This is a genomic window from Paenibacillus ottowii (genome assembly GCF_006874425.1).
GTDB lineage: Bacteria > Bacillota > Bacilli > Paenibacillales > Paenibacillaceae > Paenibacillus > Paenibacillus ottowii.
This window is the reverse complement of sequence record NZ_VIJZ01000010.1, coordinates 1-20,495: the sequence shown is the minus strand read 5'-3', so window position 1 is coordinate 20,495 and position 20,495 is coordinate 1. Positions and strand designations below refer to the sequence as shown.

Annotated in this window: 19 protein-coding genes, 8 tRNA genes and 1 rRNA gene; all 28 read right to left on the bottom strand. The window is 48.1% G+C overall.

Annotated elements, in window-relative coordinates; all coding sequences use genetic code 11:
- Positions 1-50: 50 nt before the first annotated feature.
- Positions 51-1,001 carry an ROK family glucokinase gene (locus FKV70_RS20760; protein ID WP_063212512.1) on the bottom strand — a complete coding sequence of 317 codons (951 nt, stop codon included), beginning with the start codon at positions 999-1,001 and terminating at the stop codon, positions 51-53.
- Positions 1,002-1,292: 291 nt separating this feature from the next.
- On the bottom strand, positions 1,293-2,246 hold the full coding sequence (gene trxB, locus FKV70_RS20755; RefSeq protein ID WP_142614122.1) for a thioredoxin-disulfide reductase: 954 nt from the start codon (positions 2,244-2,246) through the stop codon (positions 1,293-1,295).
- A 39-nt stretch (positions 2,247-2,285) separates the two neighbouring features.
- Positions 2,286-4,055: a tetratricopeptide repeat protein gene (locus tag FKV70_RS20750; protein ID WP_142614120.1), complete on the bottom strand. Its 1,770-nt coding sequence runs from the start codon at positions 4,053-4,055 to the stop codon at positions 2,286-2,288.
- A 224-nt stretch (positions 4,056-4,279) separates the two neighbouring features.
- Positions 4,280-5,104 carry a histidinol-phosphatase HisJ gene (hisJ, locus tag FKV70_RS20745; protein WP_142614117.1) on the bottom strand — a complete coding sequence of 275 codons (825 nt, stop codon included), beginning with the start codon at positions 5,102-5,104 and terminating at the stop codon, positions 4,280-4,282.
- A gap of 35 nt (positions 5,105-5,139) precedes the next feature.
- Positions 5,140-5,877, bottom strand: a complete 738-nt coding sequence (gene hisIE / locus FKV70_RS20740) for a bifunctional phosphoribosyl-AMP cyclohydrolase/phosphoribosyl-ATP diphosphatase HisIE (protein ID WP_142614115.1) — start codon at positions 5,875-5,877, stop codon at positions 5,140-5,142.
- On the bottom strand, positions 5,874-6,632 hold the full coding sequence (hisF, locus tag FKV70_RS20735; RefSeq protein ID WP_142614113.1) for an imidazole glycerol phosphate synthase subunit HisF: 759 nt from the start codon (positions 6,630-6,632) through the stop codon (positions 5,874-5,876). Before hisF ends, hisIE begins: the two co-directional genes overlap by 4 nt.
- Positions 6,633-6,643: 11 nt before the next feature.
- Positions 6,644-7,375 carry a 1-(5-phosphoribosyl)-5-[(5-phosphoribosylamino)methylideneamino]imidazole-4-carboxamide isomerase gene (hisA, locus tag FKV70_RS20730; RefSeq protein ID WP_142614111.1) on the bottom strand — a complete coding sequence of 244 codons (732 nt, stop codon included), beginning with the start codon at positions 7,373-7,375 and terminating at the stop codon, positions 6,644-6,646.
- Between the two features lie 93 nt (positions 7,376-7,468).
- On the bottom strand, positions 7,469-8,098 hold the full coding sequence (gene hisH / locus FKV70_RS20725) for an imidazole glycerol phosphate synthase subunit HisH (protein WP_142614109.1): 630 nt from the start codon (positions 8,096-8,098) through the stop codon (positions 7,469-7,471).
- A gap of 3 nt (positions 8,099-8,101) precedes the next feature.
- The gene (hisB, locus tag FKV70_RS20720; RefSeq protein WP_013368799.1) at positions 8,102-8,710 is read right to left on the bottom strand and encodes an imidazoleglycerol-phosphate dehydratase HisB; all 609 of its coding nucleotides are present in this window, start codon (positions 8,708-8,710) and stop codon (positions 8,102-8,104) included.
- A complete protein-coding gene (hisD, locus tag FKV70_RS20715) occupies positions 8,694-10,007 on the bottom strand; it encodes a histidinol dehydrogenase (protein ID WP_063212504.1) in 1,314 nt (437 codons plus the stop codon). The genes hisB and hisD overlap by 17 nt, the downstream gene beginning before the upstream one ends.
- A 63-nt stretch (positions 10,008-10,070) precedes the next feature.
- Positions 10,071-10,715, bottom strand: coding sequence for an ATP phosphoribosyltransferase (hisG, locus tag FKV70_RS20710; RefSeq protein WP_063212503.1), 645 nt, complete (start codon positions 10,713-10,715; stop codon positions 10,071-10,073).
- Entirely contained in the window at positions 10,712-11,917 is a 1,206-nt protein-coding gene (locus FKV70_RS20705; RefSeq protein WP_142614107.1) for an ATP phosphoribosyltransferase regulatory subunit, read from the bottom strand. Before FKV70_RS20705 ends, hisG begins: the two co-directional genes overlap by 4 nt.
- 228 nt (positions 11,918-12,145) lie before the next feature.
- Complete coding sequence (locus FKV70_RS20700; RefSeq protein WP_142614105.1) at positions 12,146-13,297, bottom strand: acyltransferase; 1,152 nt, start codon at positions 13,295-13,297, stop codon at positions 12,146-12,148.
- A 146-nt stretch (positions 13,298-13,443) separates the two neighbouring features.
- Positions 13,444-13,938 carry an acyltransferase gene (locus FKV70_RS20695; RefSeq protein WP_064797366.1) on the bottom strand — a complete coding sequence of 165 codons (495 nt, stop codon included), beginning with the start codon at positions 13,936-13,938 and terminating at the stop codon, positions 13,444-13,446.
- On the bottom strand, positions 13,935-14,588 hold the full coding sequence (gene ppaX / locus FKV70_RS20690) for a pyrophosphatase PpaX (protein WP_142614103.1): 654 nt from the start codon (positions 14,586-14,588) through the stop codon (positions 13,935-13,937). The genes FKV70_RS20695 and ppaX overlap by 4 nt, the downstream gene beginning before the upstream one ends.
- Positions 14,585-15,640 (bottom strand): prolipoprotein diacylglyceryl transferase, encoded by a 1,056-nt coding sequence (gene lgt, locus FKV70_RS20685; RefSeq protein ID WP_142614101.1) that lies wholly within the window; start codon positions 15,638-15,640, stop codon positions 14,585-14,587. The genes ppaX and lgt overlap by 4 nt, the downstream gene beginning before the upstream one ends.
- A 43-nt stretch (positions 15,641-15,683) precedes the next feature.
- A complete protein-coding gene (hprK, locus tag FKV70_RS20680) occupies positions 15,684-16,622 on the bottom strand; it encodes an HPr(Ser) kinase/phosphatase (RefSeq protein WP_063212498.1) in 939 nt (312 codons plus the stop codon).
- 336 nt (positions 16,623-16,958) lie between these two features.
- Positions 16,959-18,083, bottom strand: a complete 1,125-nt coding sequence (locus FKV70_RS20675) for an ABC transporter ATP-binding protein (protein ID WP_063212497.1) — start codon at positions 18,081-18,083, stop codon at positions 16,959-16,961.
- Positions 18,084-18,186: 103 nt separating this feature from the next.
- Positions 18,187-19,329, bottom strand: a complete 1,143-nt coding sequence (locus FKV70_RS20670) for a PucR family transcriptional regulator (RefSeq protein ID WP_063212496.1) — start codon at positions 19,327-19,329, stop codon at positions 18,187-18,189.
- 155 nt (positions 19,330-19,484) lie between these two features.
- Positions 19,485-19,557 (bottom strand) — tRNA-Lys (locus FKV70_RS20665).
- 7 nt (positions 19,558-19,564) lie between these two features.
- A tRNA-Tyr gene (locus FKV70_RS20660) sits at positions 19,565-19,650 on the bottom strand.
- A 9-nt stretch (positions 19,651-19,659) separates the two neighbouring features.
- Positions 19,660-19,732: transfer RNA gene (locus tag FKV70_RS20655), tRNA-Phe, on the bottom strand.
- 77 nt (positions 19,733-19,809) lie between these two features.
- A tRNA-Asp gene (locus FKV70_RS20650) sits at positions 19,810-19,886 on the bottom strand.
- 18 nt (positions 19,887-19,904) lie between these two features.
- Positions 19,905-19,980 (bottom strand) — tRNA-Thr (locus tag FKV70_RS20645).
- 4 nt (positions 19,981-19,984) lie between these two features.
- Positions 19,985-20,060, bottom strand: a tRNA-Val gene (locus FKV70_RS20640).
- Positions 20,061-20,070: 10 nt separating this feature from the next.
- Positions 20,071-20,147, bottom strand: a tRNA-Met gene (locus tag FKV70_RS20635).
- A gap of 31 nt (positions 20,148-20,178) precedes the next feature.
- Positions 20,179-20,270: transfer RNA gene (locus tag FKV70_RS20630), tRNA-Ser, on the bottom strand.
- Between the two features lie 132 nt (positions 20,271-20,402).
- Positions 20,403-20,495: ribosomal RNA gene (locus FKV70_RS20625) — 23S ribosomal RNA — on the bottom strand; the annotation flags it as partial.

The following is a 20,495-nucleotide window of genomic DNA, read 5'->3' as shown; positions in this document are numbered from 1 at the left end:
CTCCTTTTGCTTCTTCGCTCTATGCCAGTATTCGTACTATCAACTGTGGATTAGGAGCGTAGCAGCAACCCTGCAGCCCCTACGATACCCGCGTCATTGCCTAGTACCGCTGGTACGATATATACCCCTTGTTGAAGCGGTTCAGGCGCCAGCTTGGCGTATACGCGACGCATCTCTTCAAACAAAAAGTCGCCTGCTTTAGACACACCGCCACCTATAATAAACAACTCTGGATTAAGCACAGCGGCAACCGCTGCCATAGATTTCCCCAAATAAAAGGCAGCCCGGTTCACAATGCGCAGCGCCACTTCATCCCCGGCTTTAGCAGCATCAAATACTTCCTTGGCGGCAATGTGTTCTTCCAGCGCCAGAGAGGTCCGGTCGCCACGTTCCACAGCATCCTTGGCCATACGAATGATGCCTGTTGCGGAAGATACCGTTTCCAAGCAACCCATTTTACCGCATCCACACTGAATGGCCTCCAGATCAGGTACGACACTGATATGACCAATTTCCCCAGCCATGCCTGAGAAACCTTGATATATTCTACCGTTTATAATGATACCGCCACCTACTCCTGTACCCAGGGTATAGCATACGCAGTTTTCTATGCCTTTGCCTGCACCAGCCCAAGCCTCACCTAGCGCAGCAACATTCGCATCATTGTCTATTTTCACTGGCTTGCCAATCCGGTTCTCTAGGAGCGCACGGATCGGTACGTCACGAAAGCCAATATTAGGAGCGAGGACAATAATACCATCACGAACATTCGTAAAACCTGCAACACCTGCACCGACACCCTTTAGTTGATCCCACTCATAAGGAGATTCCTCAACAATGTGCCGCACATATTTTTCGATATTACCAATGACAACGTCTACACCTTTATCGGTTTCAGTTGGTCCCTCATATGTGTGCAAAAGCTGTCCGTTTTCATTACAAATGCCGACTTTAATCGCGGTACCGCCCAAATCGACACCTACATAGATACTTTCAGACATGTTCCAAGCCACCTTTTATGTTTACTTAAAAATCTGGTATGAAATATAGCTTAAAATTCCTGCCTCATAATAGTATTCCTACGTTCCAACTATAATTGAAGCCCCCGTTACGGTCAAGGACACTTGCCTGTTGAAAAATGTACGATTAGCTGAACTTTTAACCTCATGTCCCCAAAAAAAGGAGAAAGCCTGTGCAAATGCACCAGGCTTTCTCTTACTGTACCAAAAGATCCGGCTTGGACGAGGGTTCTTTAGCCTCATATTAGCCACTTTGTGTATTATAGACACTCTTTATTGATCCAGTGATTCGCTCCAGTCGTGGACAGAGCTGCCTTCAAGATACTTTTCGCAATCCATAGCCGCCATACAGCCCGTTCCCGCAGCTGTAATGGCTTGGCGATAACGGTTATCCTGTACATCCCCACAGGCAAAAACGCCCGGGATGTTCGTTTCCGTCGTACCCGGCTTCACTTCAATGTAGCCGTGTTCATCGGTATGAATTTGTCCGTTCAGGAAGCCTGTGTTCGGTGTATGGCCAATCGCCACAAACACGCCATCTGCCTCGATCAGCTCATCTTGGTTGGTCTCATTATTGTGTACTTTCAGGCCCTTTAAGCCAGTTTCTCCCGTCACAACTTCCAGAGGAGTCCGGTTTAATGCCCAATGTACTTTTTCATTCTCACGTGCGCGGTCCTGCATAATTTTGGATGCCCGCAACTCGTCGCGACGATGGACCAAGGTTACGCTGGAAGCAAAACGAGTCAAGAAGCTCGCTTCCTCCATGGCCGAATCGCCACCGCCGACTACGATAATCTTTTTACCACGGAAAAAGAAGCCATCACACGTTGCGCAGGTACTAACTCCACGACCTACATTGTCCTGCTCACCTGGAATGCCAAGATATTTGGCGGACGCACCTGTAGCAATAATAACCGACTCCGCTTCAATGATGCCTTTACCCTCTACCTTCACTTTAAAAGGGCGCTTGCTAAAATCCACTTCTTCCACCCAACCGGAAGTAAACTCAGCACCAAAACGTTCGGCCTGCTTGCGCATGTTATCCATCAGTTCAGGTCCGAGGATACCCTGCTCAAAACCCGGGAAATTTTCAATTTCAGTCGTTGTGGTAAGCTGCCCACCGGGCTGCATTCCTTCGATGATCAGCGGATTCATGTTGGCGCGTGCCAAATAAATAGCGGCTGTGTAACCTGCAGGACCTGTACCAATAATTATGGATTTATACATACGTTTGTTGCCTCCTTTAAGTGATGTTTGGAGCAGGTCCTAGACCTGCTTTTTAAACGTGGAGAGCGGCTGCTTTAGCTTCTGCTTGATACCACACACGCTGTCAATTTGACGTGCGTAGCGGCTTACGGTCGATACGGAAATACCATAGCGGTCGGCTACTTCCTGATAGGTGACTGAATGATGATGCATCTTGGCTGTCAAATACTCCAGCGCAGCTGCCCACCCCTCAGTATGCTGAACCATCGGAACTTCTGGAGCAAGCCGATCCAAATACTCCAGCCAAAGTGATCTCAAATCATGCTGCATGGCCGGATCGGATGACTTGTTCGTGACGGTCAGTACCTTATCGAGCACGGCCTGCCATTGTGGATCAACTGGCGAAGCACAGCTATCACCTTCAGTTGCATATGGAGCCTTTTCAGCCTCCAACCGCTCAGGATGCTCTGTATCCGTAGGTGTATTCTGTTCATTCCGCTCTGCCAGCTCTTGCAATACTTGCAAAGCACGGCGTTTGAGTTCACTATCCTGATCCGGATCTTCTACAAAGGACTCCAGTGCCTGGCGAACCTCATCGTCACCGATCAGGCTTAACGCCTGAATGACCTGAAGCTGAGTCGCCCGGTCTCCGTGACGCAAGGCCCAGAAGAAAGATGATCGGATTAGCGGGTCCTTCTTCATACTGTCCGGTACCTGCTCAGCGCCAAACTTCTCCCACATGCGGAATTGCTCCTCAAACGGGAGATGATAATGATAGCTGAGCACTTGCAGCGGTGTACCTTCCTGCTGAAGCTCTTCCAATCTGGACAGGAAAAATCTCGGAACCTCCGAAGAGGCATCCTGCTTTTGCAAATGACTCCATAACCGCCGAGCTTCCGCGTATCTTCCCGTATTGCTGGCAGCTACCGCCGTGTAATGGTACAAAGAGGCGTCCGCTTTGTTCTCTCCACCGCCATGAAGCAATCTACGGAAATGTCTGTAGGCCTCCTCATGGCGTCCGAGAATCCCCATAGTAGTCGCCAGCTTGAATACCTGCTCCTCCTGAAACGGTATTGTGACCGCCAAGGTTTGAACCAGACGATCCAATTCCGGGCCGCCGCCTTCGTGCTGATAAAAAATCGCCAAGTTACACAATGCGTGTAAATTACCCGGCTCATCCTCCAACACTTGAATAATGGTAGCCTTAGCATTTTGGAACAATCCCATGTAGTAATACGCTAGCGCCAGATTATTCCGCGCAGCGAACATGTCAGGTTGCTCCTCAGAAATTTGCTTAAGCAGTTGGGCTGCCTGAGCAAACTTTCCTTCCTCCAGCAGAACACGGGCCTGATCATGCTCGACCACTCCCTGCCGGGCCTTAATACGGTTCAGCTTCGTTGGACGGTCCAGCTCATAATAGAGCAGCTCCATCATCTCCTCGGCTTCATCAAGAAACTGGCCTTCTTCGTCCTCCTCCAGGTACGTGACCAATGCTTTTTCCGCTTCTTCAAACTGCTCCATATTAGCGTAATTATTCGCCATATAGAAATAACATTCTGTCATTGACGAGTCTACGTCACTCAGAACAGAGGATAGGATCTCATTTGAACCTGCATAATCCCCCATCTCTGATAATATACCCGCCATATTGCAATGATTCACCGGATTATCCGGTTCATATTCAACGGCTTTGCGAAAATATTTCAATGCCTTGTCATAATGATTGCGATCAAGCGAGCGCACAGCTTTCTCAAAAAAGAAAGATGCGTCGAAACGCAAAGCAATAATCTTAGGGCTAGGTTCCGAAACTCGCAGATGTTTCCCTTTCATAAATAACCAAGGCACCTCCTTTAAAAGTAACTGACATGTTCATACCCTTCAGTATACCACAACTTCAAAACGACTTGACAGTCGATCCTGCCTTATTCCAAAAAACGGTTTCGTGCTCGTACCCCGATAGATACATATACAAAAATACGCTAAATAGCCGAGCGCATTTTCCCTGTATAAAAGGAGCGTTCGGCTAGTTACTGGATACAACATTTAATATAGTATTATAACGTCAGCGGAACCTGTGAACGTTCACGTTGCTCAAATACAGCAAGCTCGCGATAGCCAACCTCATATAAAAGCGCGCGCGCCTTCTCCAGGTGCTCAGCCAGCTTTGCCGGATCATGAGCATCCGAGCCGATGGTTAAAGGGATACCTAGCGTAAAAGCCTCCTCCAGCATGCGACGGCTCGGGAACATTTCAGCACAGGGTTTGGAAAGCCCTGAGGCATTCAGTTCCATAGCCCGACCGCTGCGGGCTACGGCTGAGAGTGCGGAGCGCTCCAATTCACGCAACTCCTCCTCTTCCTCTGGCTTCGGATGATAGCCGAAGCGCTTAATGACATCCAAATGACCCATGATGTCATACAAACCGGTCGCGGCCGCCTTGGAAACCGCGTCATAATACGAGCGGTACACCTCCAGCACATTTTTACCTTCCCAATGGTGTACCTGACGGAAGTCAGTGACATCCCACTCACCGAGGAAGTGAACGGAACCAATTACATAATCCCATGGGTATGCATGGATGATATTTTCGATTTCACGTTCCCAGCCCTCGATGTAGTCGCCTTCCAAACCAACACGAATATCAATTTGCTCTTTATAGCGCTCCTTCAGATCCAAGCATTCTTCCACGTATCGGGGCAGCTCATCCATAGGCATCGCCATTTCTGGATAATAGTTGGCCGGTTCTACATGCAGCAGCGGCATATGATCGGACAGGCCCAGCTGATCCAGCCCCAGTCGAATCCCCTGCTGTACATACTCCTCCAGGCTTCCTATCGCATGCCCGCAGCGAGAATGATGCGTATGATAGTCAATTTTCATGCAGCCCTCCCCTTTCATACAATGCAGCACACGTCCTAATCACGACGAGGGCGTTCATGACGTCGATTCAGCTCAGCCAGCACGTCATCGAGTGGTAGCTTGCGCTCCTGCAACAGCACCAACAGGTGATAAATCAAGTCGCTGACCTCCAGGCGCAACTCTTCATTATCTTTATTTTTGGCTGCAATGATGGTCTCGGAGGCTTCTTCGCCAACCTTTTTCAGGATTTTGTCTACGCCTTTGTCAAAGAGATAGGTCGTATAGGCTCCTTCAGGACGTGTCTCCTCGCGTTCCTTAATAATTGCCTCCAATTGGGCAAGCACCTCAAAACGACCTTCTGAAACACTGGAAATCACATCGGTACGATTTGTCAACTGAGCTCCTTCATTTCCTACAGCAGGTGTTACGGCTGTCCCTGGCGCGGAAATATCACGAGAAAAGCAACTCGTTGCGCCTGTATGACAGGCAGGACCGCTTGGAATGACACGCACCAATAGAGCGTCGCCGTCACAATCAAGCTGGATGGAAGAGATCTTTTGCGTATTCCCAGAAGTTGCCCCCTTGTGCCACAGCTCCTGTCTGGAACGTGACCAGAACCAGGTCTCTCCTGACTCCAAAGACAGCTTCAGCGACTCGCGGTTCATATAGGCCAGCGTCAACACCTGAAGCGTAGCATCATTCTGCACAATCACCGAGACAAGCCCTGCCTCATTCCAGCGGACATTATCCAATATCTGCTCCAGAGATAGCTGTTGGTTCAATTCACTGCTCATCGTATCTCCACTCCTCTGCGCTTCAAATCCCGTTTCAGCTCAGGGATTCCGATTTCTTTATAGTGAAAAATCGTTGCTGCTAATCCAGCATCCGCCTTGCCTGACGTAAACACGTCATAGAAATGCTCCTGTTTGCCTGCACCGCCGGAAGCAATCACTGGAACCCCTACGGTATCCGAAACCGCGGAAGTCAGCGGCAGGTCAAAGCCATCCTTGGTTCCGTCTGCATTCATGCTGGTCAGCAGAATCTCACCGGCCCCCAGCCGCTCTGCTTCCTTGGCCCAGGCCAAGGCTCGAATACCCGATGGCGTGCGGCCTCCGTGCGTGTATACTTCCCATTCGCCCCACGCCTCATTGTACTTGGCATCGATGGCAACAACGATACATTGTGAACCAAAGCTGCGCGCACCTTCTGCAATCAGCTGCGGGTTACGAACAGCCGCCGTATTTACGCCTATTTTATCAGCACCAGCACGTAAAATGCGTTTCATATCGTCGACATGAGATATCCCGCCACCTACGGTGAAAGGAATGGCAATTTCCCCGGCTGTCTGGCGAACTACTTCTTCCATTGTGGCACGGCCTTCAACCGAAGCGGAAATATCCAAAAATACGATTTCGTCCGCCCCTTCCCGGTCATAAAGCGCAGCCAGTTCCACCGGATCACCCGCATCGCGTAAGTTCACAAAATTAACGCCCTTAACCACCCTGCCATCCTTTACATCCAGGCAGGGAATAATACGTTTAGCCAGCATGCCTACTCCCCCTATGCCTTTGCTACAGCTTGTACGGCAACCTGTAAATCAATGCTCCCTGTATACAATGCTTTACCCACAATAGCACCACCTACGCCTTCGTTCGCATAGGTGCTCAGTGTGATTAGATCATCCATCTTGCTGACACCACCGGATGCAATCACGGTTCGGCCACTGCTTTTGGCAAGAGCTGCGATCGCCTCCACATTCGGACCCTGCATCATACCGTCGCGGGAGATATCTGTGAAAATAAATGTCTCCGCTCCCTTGGAGGCCAGCTCAGCAGCCAACTCATCTGCTCGGACCTCCGAGGTTTCGAGCCACCCTCGTGTGGCCACATAGCCATTCCGCGCATCCAGACCGATGGCGATCCGATCACCGTAGGTACCCAATACCGCTTCCGTAAAAGCACGATTCTCAATAGCTGCCGTACCCAAAATCACCCGGCTCACGCCCAGCGACAACAGCCGCTCCACATGCTCGCGCGTACGTAACCCGCCGCCCACTTGCACGGGCACTTGCACCGCAGAAGCGATCCGTCCAATGAGCGCATCGTTCACGGGTTGGCCTGCTTTGGCACCATCCAAATCAACTAAATGAATGTAGGAGCCGCCCAAACGCTCCCATTCTCGTGCTACTTCCACCGGGTTCTCGTTGTATATTGTCTCCTGGTTATAATCTCCTTGTACCAGTCGTACACATTTGCCATCGCGAATATCAATCGCCGGGTATATCGTGAACAAAGTATGACCCCCTTATGAGCTAATCAACAGCTATATATCCTGGCACCCAACAACGCCCAGAATTGGGCTTATCAACAACTTACGCTCAAGCAGCTATGCTCGCTTTTCCGCTTCCGCCAATTCCAAAAACCGACGAAGTAGACGCATTCCCATTTCTCCGCTTTTCTCTGGATGAAACTGCATGCCGTATACCTGTCCTCTCCCTACGATAGCCGTTACAGGTCCGCCATAGTCGGTTACTGCCAGCAGGTCACTTTCGATCTCCGGCTTTGCATGATAGGAATGCACAAAATACACATGCCCTTCCTCCAAATCCTGCAATAACGGGTGCTCTGGCTGGGTGATATGCAGACGATTCCAGCCCATATGCGGCACTTTAACGCCCAGATCAGGAGCAAACCGAACGACCTCGCCTGGTAAAATATCAAGCCCTTCGTGACTTCCATATTCTTCACCACGAGTGAACAATAGCTGCATTCCCAAACAAACACCGAGCAGCGGTTGTCCGGCACCTGCAACTTCCTGAATAACCCGATCTAATCCGCTGGAACGCAGATGCTCCATCGCGTCTCCGAAAGCTCCTACACCCGGCAAAATCACACCGCTGGAGGCACGAATCACTTGAGCATCTCCTGTCACTACAGCCTCATAGCCAAGGCGCTCAACCGCCTTGCTCACACTATGCAGATTCCCTCTACCGTAATCCACAATGGCAATGGACATGGACTACAGCACTCCCTTCGTTGAAGGCACTCCTGTCACTCGTGGATCAATGGAGGTCGCCTCATCCAATGCACGGCCCAAGGCTTTGAACACTGCCTCAATCATATGGTGGGTATTTTGCCCGTAATGCACAATGACGTGTAGCGTCATACGCGCTTCCAACGCAAATTTCCATAGAAATTCATGCACCAGCTCTGTCGAGAAGCTGCCTACCTGCTGAGACGGATACTCTGCACGATACTCAAAGTGAGGTCGGTTGCTCAGATCAATAACAACTTGCGCGAGTGCCTCATCCATCGGTACAAAGACGCTGGCATAACGCTTGATGCCTTTTTTATCACCCAATGCTTCCAGCAAGGTTTGCCCTAGACAGATCCCAATGTCCTCGACGGTATGGTGATCGTCGATATCCACATCCCCTCTGGCCTGTACGTTCAGATCAAATTGTCCGTGCTTCGTGAACAAATCCAGCATGTGATTCAGAAAAGGAACATCCGTCTCAATCTCTGCTTGCCCTGTACCATCTACTGCAAATGATAGCTGAATATCTGTTTCGTTCGTTTTCCGACTAACACTGCCTGTACGCTCTGCTTTGTTATTTTCGTTCCCCATCGCCATCCACCGCCTTCTTCTCATTGTCCAATCGAACTTGTATCGCCCGTGCGTGCCCTTCCAGTCCTTCATGCCGAGCAAGTTGCATAATGGTCTCTCCGTTGCGCAGCAGCGCTTCCTTGCTGTAATAGATCATACTCGACTTCTTAATAAAATCATCAATATCCACTGGCGAGGAAAAGCGCGCCGTTCCATTCGTTGGAATAATATGATTAGGTCCGGCAAAATAATCGCCTACCGGCTCCGAGCTGTACGCCCCGAGAAAAATAGCTCCTGCATTTTCGATCATCCCCATATGCTCCATCGGCTGCTCTGTCATGATCTCCAAATGCTCTGGCGCAAGCCGGTTGACTATACGGATGCCCTCTTCTAAATTGCTTACGACAATAACGGCTCCATATGCCTCCACCGATGCAGCAGCAATATCTCTGCGCGGCAGCTCCGCCAATTGGCGCTGTACCTCGACTGATACTTCTTCGGCCAGACGTTGCGAAGGCGTAACTAGAATGGCCGAGGCCATTTCGTCATGTTCCGCCTGTGAAAGTAGATCAGCTGCGACATAAGAGGGGTTCGCCGTGTCGTCAGCCAATACGACAATTTCGCTCGGTCCCGCAATACTGTCGATATCCACTGCTCCGTATACCTCTCGCTTCGCCAACGCTACATAGATGTTGCCGGGACCGCAAATTTTATCGACCGGTTCAATAGTATGTGTCCCATATGCAAGAGAGGCAATAGCCTGCGCTCCGCCAACTCTGTATATTTCCGTTACACCAGCCTCTGCCGCAGCTACCAGTGTATAGGGGTCGATCCCTGCCTTGCCACCTGTCGCCGGGGGTGTCACCATAACAATCTCCGGTACTCCAGCCACTTGAGCTGGAATAACATTCATTAATACCGAGGAAGGATAGGCAGCTTTACCACCCGGAACATACACGCCTACACGTTTCAACGGTCGGATGATTTGACCGAGCAAGCTACCGTCTGGCTGCAAATCCATCCAAGAGTTACGCTTTTGCTTGATATGAAAAGCACGTATATGGTCGGCTGCTTCTCGAATCGCCTGTATAAATGAAGGCTCTACTTTATCATAAGCCGACTTCAATTCTTCATCTGTCACACGAAGCTGCTCGGCTGTCAGCGATACACCATCAAACGTTTCCGTATACCGCAGGACAGCCTTATCCCCCTCTTGGCGTACCGATTGAATAATGGTACGTACAGCCTCATTTTGCTCAGGTGTGCCGTAATCCACCTCTCGTTGGAGACTGAAATCACGGGCTGCTATGATCTTCATTTGCTCATTCCCCCTTACCTGCAGCTTGCTTGCAGAATGCTCTTTAACCGTTGCTCCGTTCCTTTAATCCTTCGGTACTACCTCCGTTGGAATCACCCGATGCAATCGATCACACAACGCCTGAATCGAACTATTTTTCATCCGGTAACTGACCCGGTTGGCAATCAGACGACTGGTAATATCCAGTATGCTGATCTGCTCAACCAATCCGTTCTCCCGCAAAGTCTGTCCCGTCTCCACCATATCTACAATGCGATCTGCCAGACCAATTAACGGCGCCAGCTCGATGGAGCCATTCAGCTTAATGACCTCCACCTGCTGACCCTGCTCGCGAAAATACTGGGAAGCCACATTCGGATATTTGGTAGCGACCCGCTGACGAATACCTGGTTGCCAATCGGGTAAAGCAATCACCGACATGCGGCAACGGGCAATCCCCAGATCCAGCAGCTCATATACATCTTTGTTTTCTTCCAGCAAAACATCCTTACCCACAATACCGATGTCAGCTGCACCGTACTCTACATACGTAGGAACATCGACGGGCTTTGCCATAATAAATTCCATCCCCAGCTCAGGCAGTGGAATAACCAGCTTGCGCGTTTCGTCCACATCCAGTGGAATGGGAACTCCTGCCCGGCGAAACAACTCGGAAGCCTGCTTATAAATCCGTCCCTTCGGCATGGCTACCTTCAATGTTTCCGTCATGGCAATTCCCTCCTTTGTACTGGCTGTCTTCCTGCGGCTGTATAGCTGTATACCTCTGCGTACAGATCCTGCTGCTCATGACGTCGATCTTCCGGCCCTCCTGTGAGTCCTGTCACCACAGTAAAACCCTCTGCACGCAGCTGTGCCGCTGCAGATAATGCCTCCTGTCGTCCCTGCTCGTCATAACGAATAAGTACAGGGCGCTTCGTTTCAATTGCGATACCATCCACACCATCGACGATTCGGTTCGTCTTCAATGCGAATCCCGTTGCCGGGACAGATCGCCCAAACTGCTGAAGTAGATTGTCATAACGACCTCCGTTGCAAACTGGGAACCCAATTTCGGATGCATAGCCCTCAAAAGTCATTCCTGTATAATATGAAAAATCCCCGATCATGGTAAGATCAACTAGCACATGTTCAGATACGCCGTACGCCTCCAGCACTTCCCACACCTCGCACAAATGTGCAATGGATTGAAGCGTCTTCTGATCCACACTAAGGCGGGTAGCCTGCTCGCAAATTTCCTTCCCGCCACGCAGCCGAAGGATGGCCTCCAACTTATCCCGATGCTCAGAGGCCAAACCCAAAGCCTCAATTTCTGTTCGATAGCCCACTACATCACGACTGAGCAGCAGTTCTTTTAGCGCCTGCTGTTCAGCCTGGCGACCTGGAATGATCTCTTCAAATAATCCGTTCAGGAAGCCCACATGTCCCATGGCAATTTTAAAAGAGGTAACACCTGCTGCCTGCAATGATGCAATGGCCAATGCAACAACCTCTGCATCAGCCTCAGGGGAGTCATCGCCTACCAGCTCCACGCCTGTTTGGAAAAACTCCGCTTCTCTTCCTGCCTCTTCCTCAATCGCTCGAAATACATTGGCGTGATAGGAGAGACGAAGAGGGACCTCCTCATCCTTAAGCAACGAAGATACCACCCGTGCAATTGGAGCGGTCATATCAGAACGAAGTACCAACGTAGTTCCCCGATTGTTGAGCAATTTAAACAGCTTCCGATCAGAAGTAGAACTAGCCACTCCCACTGTATCGTAGTATTCCATCGTAGGCGTCATAATCTGGCGGTAGCCCCAACGCTCCATGCATGCGAGTACATTCAGTTCAATGGCCCGCAGCTTCGACACTGCTCGTGGGAGATAATCCCGAACCCCTATAGGAATCTCGAATCCTTTTGGCTTAGACATCTCTTTCACCTCATGATTTCACAGTATCTTTATCATGGTAAAGTGCTAACAAACTAAAGTATATTCGATATATTATCATGCCCTACTTAGGAACGTCAACCAAACGAAGCAGCCCATTTTTACAGATTAGGCAAGTCGCTGCCCCTCTCCATATTTTATCCAATGCAAAATACATGAATCCTAAAAAAAAGACTGTCAGCCTTAAGCCAACAGTCCAAATCAAAACAGTTAACAATTTACCTGCTCATCTTTACTCTGAAACGGAAACTTCGGAATCGTCCCCAAACCGATCCATGAAAATGGTACATATCGAAAAAACAATGTCACAATCAGCCATGATCCAAGCAACGCCAACAACCATCCGCCAGCAACAGAAAAGACATATTCTATCGGTGTACCATGCAAATCGAGTTTGCGATACACCCGTAATAACGCCGGATGAAGTAAATAAATACCAAAAGAACATGCTCCCAGCCAACTGATTAACATTCGCAACCTATCACTGGAGTGACGATATAATAAAACCGATAACTGAAACAGCACCAATGCAGATACGAGAGCATATGCATTATGTAGCAGTTCATAGACCAGCGAATCCGCATAAATGGCTTTACGGTATGCTACAAACCATATTTGTACATACACGATCCCTAGTAATAACCAGGCCACCCACAAGACCCACCAGCTGATCAATCGACCGCGACCCATTACCGTGCCTGGACTTGGAAAAAGCCACTTTTTAAACCCTTCATATCCAATCGCTACAGCGGCTCCCAAGGTAAAGTAACTGAAATACGTAATCGCAAGGCTTCCTCTCTCCTCTTGCCAAACGTATTTGTTCAGCAGTACAAACCCCCATTGAATGACCAACCCAACTGCCAAGACGATAACTGCTGCTCTCCGTGGACTCGATACCCATTGACGCAAACGCTGCACTCCCCACAACAACAGTGGAAAGACCAAATAAAATTGGATGATGATGATGACATAATACAGATGCGTATACGCCTTTCCCGTTAACAGCACCAATGGAAGATCACCAAACGGCATCAACCCACGTGCCACCAAGGTCAAATAGTAGATAAGAGAAAATAAAATGTAGGGTAACACAATAAACATTAGTCTTTTTCGAAAAAACAAAAGCATACTCTTTCCACGAAGCGGCCGATCGACATAATTGTAAAATAAAACAAAACCGCTCACAAAGATAAATACAGGTACCGCAAAGCTGCTAAACACATTTAAAAATAAAAAGGGATAAAACAATAAAGAATGACGCGCATCAATCAATGCCATTGAAGTTGCATGAATAGTAACGACGGCCGCAATCAGTATTCCCCGATAAATATCAAGCTCTGGTATACGTTCTTTTTGGATCAAATCAACACGCTCCCATATCGCCTTGCAAATATATCTATGATCAATTGTTAAACACAACAACGTGTATTACCCCACCTATTATACAGAAAAACAGCACAAGAAAGACCCCTTAATATATAAGGGGCCTTTCTTAAGGTACTATTTTACTACTCATTCACACCAGAGCGTCTTAAATCACGCAACGGATTACCGCCCACAAACGCACCTGCTGGCACGTCTTTATGCACGACCGCTCCGGCCGCAACTATAGCTCTATCACCGATGGTAACCCCCGGCAAAATGGTTGTATTCGCGCCGATCAGCACATGATCCCCGATTACCACCTTACCGATGCGATACTCCTGTATAAGGTATTCATGAGCCAGTATGGTTGTGTTATATCCAATAACCGAATTGTTGCCAATCGTAATATGCTCCGGAAAAAAAACATCTACCATCACCATCAGGCCAAAGGCAGCATGTTTCCCCACCTTCATCCTCAATATTCTGCGGTAAATAGCATTTTTCAAAGAAAGCACAGGACAATACCGGGCAATCTGTATAAAAATGAAGTTCTTAATGCCTTTCCAAGGGCTCACCGTCCGATAAATTTGCCACAACGCATTGGGACCTTCTACAGGATAGCGGTTCACCTTTCTCACGATACATTGACACCTTGCAGCTCCAGCTTCAGCAGATCCCTCATATCATATAGCATATAGTCTGGCCCATACCCGCGCAGAGTTTCTTCACCCTTGAGCGACCAGGCTACCCCAGCAGATTTCACACCTGCCGCCTGAGCTGACAAAATATCAAAGGAGCTATCTCCAACCATCAACGTATGTTCGGCTTTAGCATTCAGACCTGCCAAGGCCTTGAGCACTGGCTCTGCGTGAGGCTTCGGATGTTCCACGTCGTCTACCGTCACAATGTAATCCATTGACGAAGTCAGATCAAACAGGTTAAGTACACGCATCGTGGATGGTCGTATCTTGGTTGTCACAACCCCTAGCTTGATTCCTCGTGTACGTAGCTCCTGAATAACCTCAGTGACATGTGGAAATGGCTTCACCATTTGATCATGATGAATTTGATTATAGGCACGGTAGTCTTTAACCAGCTCAGATACATCCGTTAATCCCGTGAAAGTACGGAGCTGATCGTCCAGCGTTCCTCCCATATGAGGAATAATATGCTCCCGCGTCAGCGGATCAGCATCTGGATGTTTCAAAATGTGTAGAAATGTGCTGATAATCAGCTCATTCGTATCCATAATGGTACCGTCTAAATCAAACAAAATCGTATTTATCATAGATGCTCCTTCTTATCCTCGTCCGTGTCTTCCTTAGATAGTTTATCCACCGCAGCTGTTGAAGAAACCGCATCCTGCCCAGGACGGGACACCTGCTCTGGTGTCACATCAGGTACCTGATCAATCCCCGTCTTGCTAGAGACAATCGGATCGCTATATCTTGCAACGGCCGAGCCCTTCCGACGACGAACCAAGATGAAAATCACGGCAGCTACAATGATGAAAATAGCAAGCAACTGTGAAATCCGTACGTTGCCGTAACTCGGGTCCAAGTATCCTGGTTCAAACCCTAGCCACACCATTGGGGACCACAGAGCATTCACAAAGGAAGCCAACCAATCCGGTCCCTGGAAAGCTAAGCTATCTGTCCGCACTCGTTCAATGAAAAAACGACCGATTGAGTACCAAATGAAGTAAAATGCAAACAATTCACCCGCACGTACAAATTTCATCCGGCGAATCACAAGCAGTAAAATCACACCTACGATACTCCACAGCGATTCGTACAGGAACGTAGGATGGTGGAATACTCCATTAACATTCATCTGATTCACGATAAAATCCGGCAAATGCAGTTGATTCCGCAAAAAAGTCTCTTCCGTTGGTCCACCGTAAGCCTCTTGATTGACAAAATTACCCCAGCGTCCAATCGCTTGACCAATCAATAGACCCGGCGCACAAATATCAGCGATACGCCAGAAGTTATACCCTTTATAGCGGAAATAAATAACCGCACATATAATAGCGCCAATCAAGGCACCATAGATCGCGATACCGCCATTCCAAATTTTAAAGACATCCCATAGATTATCCCGATAGTCTTCCCATTTGAAGGCTACATAATAAATACGCGCTCCAATAATGGCCGATGGAACACCCAGAAGCAGCATATCCATAAAAAATTCCTGCGGAATACCGAATCTTTTCCCTTCACGGATGGCGAGATATAAACCCACAAGCGCCGCCAGCCCCAAAATAAGCCCATACCAATGGACCTTAATTGCCCCGATTGAAAAAGCGATCGGATTCAGCAGTAATGTTGCCGTTAACATATGTTTCTCTCACTCCTTGTTCTTCCTTACAACCGAACGAAGCTCAATCCATCTCTTCCATATCTTCGGATATCGTAGCCGTCAGCTTATTGGTAAATTGCAGAGCTGCATTAACGCCCATTTGTTTCAAGCGATAGTTCATGGCTGCCACCTCGATGATAACAGCCAGATTTCGGCCCGGACGAACTGGAATTGTAACGAGCGGAACATCTGTATCAATAATGCGTGTGGTTTCTTCATCGAGTCCGAGACGGTCATACTGCTTGTCCTGTTGCCATGCCTCCAGACGGACAACCAATGTAATACGCTTATTATTACGAACTGCGCCAGCACCAAACAGTGTCATCACATTAATAATACCTACACCACGAATTTCAAGCAGGTGACGGATTAGTTCAGGTGCTGTTCCATGCAGCTGAAAGTCGGACGTCTGCCGAATTTCTACCGCGTCATCTGCTACCAAGCGATGCCCACGTTTAACGAGCTCCAGTGCTGTTTCACTCTTACCAATTCCACTACTGCCTGTGATCAGCATTCCCACACCATACACGTCACATAACACGCCATGAATAGTTGCCGTAGGTGCCAGCTTTCTTTCCAGAAAACCTGTGATACGGCTCGATAAAATGGTCGTCGCCATATTGGTTCGCAATACAGGAATATCTCGCTCAGTACTTGCCTCCACTAACTCAGTCGGCACCTCAAGACCACGTGTGACAATAATACATGGAGTCAGCTCTGTACACAAACGCTCCATCCGATCCCGTCGCTCCTCAGGAGGCAGCATCCCCAGAAAAGCCAACTCAGACCTTCCCAAAAGCTGTACCCGCTCCTGTGTATGATATTCAAAATACCCGGCCATCTCCAGGCCTGGGCGATTCAAATCGTCCACGGTGATCAGTCTGCGCAGACCCTTTTCACCGGAAATAACCTCCATTTGAAACTGCTGTACAAGCTCGGATACCTTTACCTGTTTAGCCATTGTATTCTCCCCTTCATCTGCAAAGCCGGATTCTATACGCCATTTGATTTATGTAGCATTATTCTATTAACCATACAACCCCACGTAGTCTATCCTACGCGAGCCCACACTTCACTTGATTTAACAATAGGATTCCAGGCTACCCCTTTTTGACAGTCGGATGACCTTATGATTCCTCCAATGACGCTGATCTGAAACCAGACCTGCACCATTGTACACTCATCGTATCGGAATTTTCCATTGAATGCAATGCCGAAGCAAGTAGCTGTATTCGATATACAAAAGAGTCGCAGTTCTCCGCTTGGGAAAACTGCGACTCTCTTCCAGAGGCTGATCTTATTCGCCAACCAGAATGCTCAATTCCGATTCCTTATCAAAAATATGAACTTTGTTCATATCAACAGCCAATTTCGCTTTTACACCATCACGAGTATTGGATCTTCCGTCTACACGAGCAATAATCGTGTCATTTCCGGCACCGCTGAGGTACAACAGCATTTCATGACCGAGGTTTTCTGTTACATCCACAGTGGATGTAAAGATCGTATTTGGAGAAGCCTCCAAGAATACAGGCTCTTCATGAATATCCTCAGGACGGATACCCAGGATCACTTCTTTGCCTGTGTAGCCTTTCGCTTTCAAAATCTGTCCCTTACCTTCAGGTACAAACAGATCCAGGCCTGGTGCTGTGAAATGTAATGCACCTTCTTTTTCAACCAGCTTACCTGAGATAAAGTTCATCGTAGGAGATCCGATAAAACCAGCTACGAACAGATTCACCGGGCGGTTGTACAGTTCATCCGGAGATGCAGCTTGTTGAATGATACCATCCTTCATAACTACAATCCGGTCACCCATCGTCATGGCCTCAACCTGATCATGTGTTACATAGATAACGGTCGTTTCCAAACGCTTAGCCAGCTTCGTGATTTCCGCACGCATCTGACCACGCAGCTTAGCATCCAAGTTGGACAGCGGCTCATCCATCAAGAAGACTTGTGGGTCACGCACAATCGCACGTCCCAAGGCAACACGCTGACGTTGACCACCTGATAACGCTTTCGGCTTGCGATCCAGCAGATGTTCAATATCGAGGATTTTAGCCGCTTCACGTACGCGTTTATCAATTTCTTCCTTTTTAACTTTGCGGAGCTTCAAACCAAAAGCCATGTTTTGGTATACATTCATGTGCGGATACAAGGCATAGGATTGGAATACCATCGCGATATCGCGGTCTTTTGGAGCCACATCGTTCACAACACGATCACCAATGTACAATTTACCGTCTGAAATTTCCTCCAGACCAGCGATCATACGAAGCGTAGTGGACTTCCCACAACCGGAAGGACCAACCAATACGAGAAATTCTTTATCTTGAATGTCCAAATTGACATCAACAACCGTAGCTTTTTCTGCACCCGGATATTTCTTGAAAATATGCTCTAAACGTACGCCAGCCATAGCTTTTGCCTCCCCAAGGTCAAGTTTTGAAATCGAATACATTTTCTACTTGTATCTTACCCTAGTCCCCAAAGCATGGCTATTCGCAAACTGCACAAAAATGCTATTTCCTTTTTGTCACTTTGTACAATAACAGATATAGTTTGATTAAAACCGCATCATTAAACGTCCGCACGTCCAATCCGGTCTCCTGTTTAATCTTGTCCAAACGGTAAATCAACGTATTTCGGTGAACATATAGACGCTTAGCTGTCTCACTCACATTACAATCGAGTTGAAAAAAGATATCCAAAGTAGCCATCGTTTCGGAGTCTTCCAGTATGACAGATGACTTCATTACCTGCTCCAAAAATAGCTCACGTTGTTCCTTGGGAATGCGATTTAACAGTCTCTCCAAATGCAGCTCCCATGAAAGGTGGATGTGCTCTGTTACATGAAAAATTTTACCAAGATGGATCGTCTCCCATAATAAATTCAACTCGTTGGGAAGACTTTGCAAAGGGATGGAGGGCTTAGAAATCGCCAAATGAAATACACCGACCCATTCATTCGCGATAAGCTCATATAACCCCAAGCTAAAAGCCGTAAGAACCTCCTCCAGCGGTTCCACAAAGTCTGCATCCCTGGACTCAGGATCTTTATCCCGTTCATCGTCTGATCCTAATAAAAGCTCTTTTTTAGCCAGAATCAGCCAAGATTGTTCATCTAATGGAGTAAGCAGCACATCTCCTCCAAAATAGCTCGCTAACAATCGATGAAGCTGGGTATACGTAATAGCTCCATCCTGAGTTCCCTCGCCATTTAGCAAAAACGGCACCATACACGCTGATAGTGAATCACAAAGCTCCAGCTCAGCAGGAACCTCTTCTTCACTGTTTAGGTTGGCAGCCTGCTGTATGAGCCATTGTCCAAAACGATTCATCCGCTCTTCCTTGCTATAAGCCGGGGTGATCGACAATTGTGGACCATTCTGCCAGACTTGTTCCATGTTCCCGAGCAGCGCTTCGATCAACTTCCGTTCTCGATCCGTCAAATATCTGGCCTCTACCGCAAAAGCAGCCAGTACACCTGCCGATGCACGAAACGGAAAATATAATTTATTGTCACTGACAAACGATCTATCCGGCATAACTGAATCGGCTGTTTCTCCTTCTGCCATCATTTCTGGGCACCAAGGTACTATGGTAAAAGGCGCTTGAATTATATTCTGAAGCTGTTGCTGAATCCATTCTGTATCCAAAGTCACGCGATCACCACTTCACTTTTTTTAGAATATAGATAACACTAAGCGAACATAATGAACTCATTATAACCTGTCGATACCTTAAAATAAAAAGCCATATAAAAACATAACTAAAAACAATACAAAAAAGCCATCAACTATAAGTTGATGACTTCTGATGAGCCATGAAGGACTCGAACCTTCGACACCCTGATTAAAAGTCAGGTGCTCTACCAACTGAGCTAATGGCTCATAAAACTGGTGGAGGATGATGGATTCGAACCACCGAACCCGTAAGGGAGCAGATTTACAGTCTGATGCGTTTGGCCACTTCGCTAATCCTCCATATAAAGGTGGCTCGGGACGGAATCGAACCGCCGACACGAGGATTTTCAGTCCTCTGCTCTACCGACTGAGCTACCGAGCCATATCCATTAACAAAAAAATAAAGTGCGGAGGGATACCCCTTCCCACTTTAGTACGTCAAAATACTAAATTGAAAAATGGCGGAACTGACGGGATTCGAACCCGCGATCTCCTGCGTGACAGGCAGGCATGTTAGGCCTCTACACCACAGTTCCCTATATTTTTCAAAAAAATGGTGCCGGCGAGAGGACTTGAACCCCCAACCTACTGATTACAAGTCAGTTGCTCTACCAGTTGAGCTACACCGGCACAATGGTGGAGGCTGAGGGGATCGAACCCCCGACCCTCTGCTTGTAAGGCAGATGCTCTCCCAGCTGAGCTAAGCCTCCTGGGTATGTATGGTAGCGGCGGAGGGGATCGAACCCCCGACCTCACGGGTATGAACCGTACGCTCTAGCCAGCTGAGCTACACCGCCATAACATAATAATTTACTAGCTTGTCCTAAATGGCGGAGAGAGAGGGATTCGAACCCTCGCACCACTTACGCAGTCTAACCCCTTAGCAGAGGGTCCCCTTATAGCCACTTGGGTATCTCTCCAAATAAACGGACTCGCTTAGTAGTATTCTACAAGATATTCAAATTATCAACAAAGTGAATTTAAATATCAAACATAATTCCAAGGTGTTACACCCTGGAAACTGGATCCGAAACTTCCTTGCGTTTTATCTTTAGGATAAGCCCTCGACCGATTAGTATTGGTCAGCTCCATGCATTACTGCACTTCCACCCCCAACCTATCTACCTCGTCGTCTTCAAGGGGTC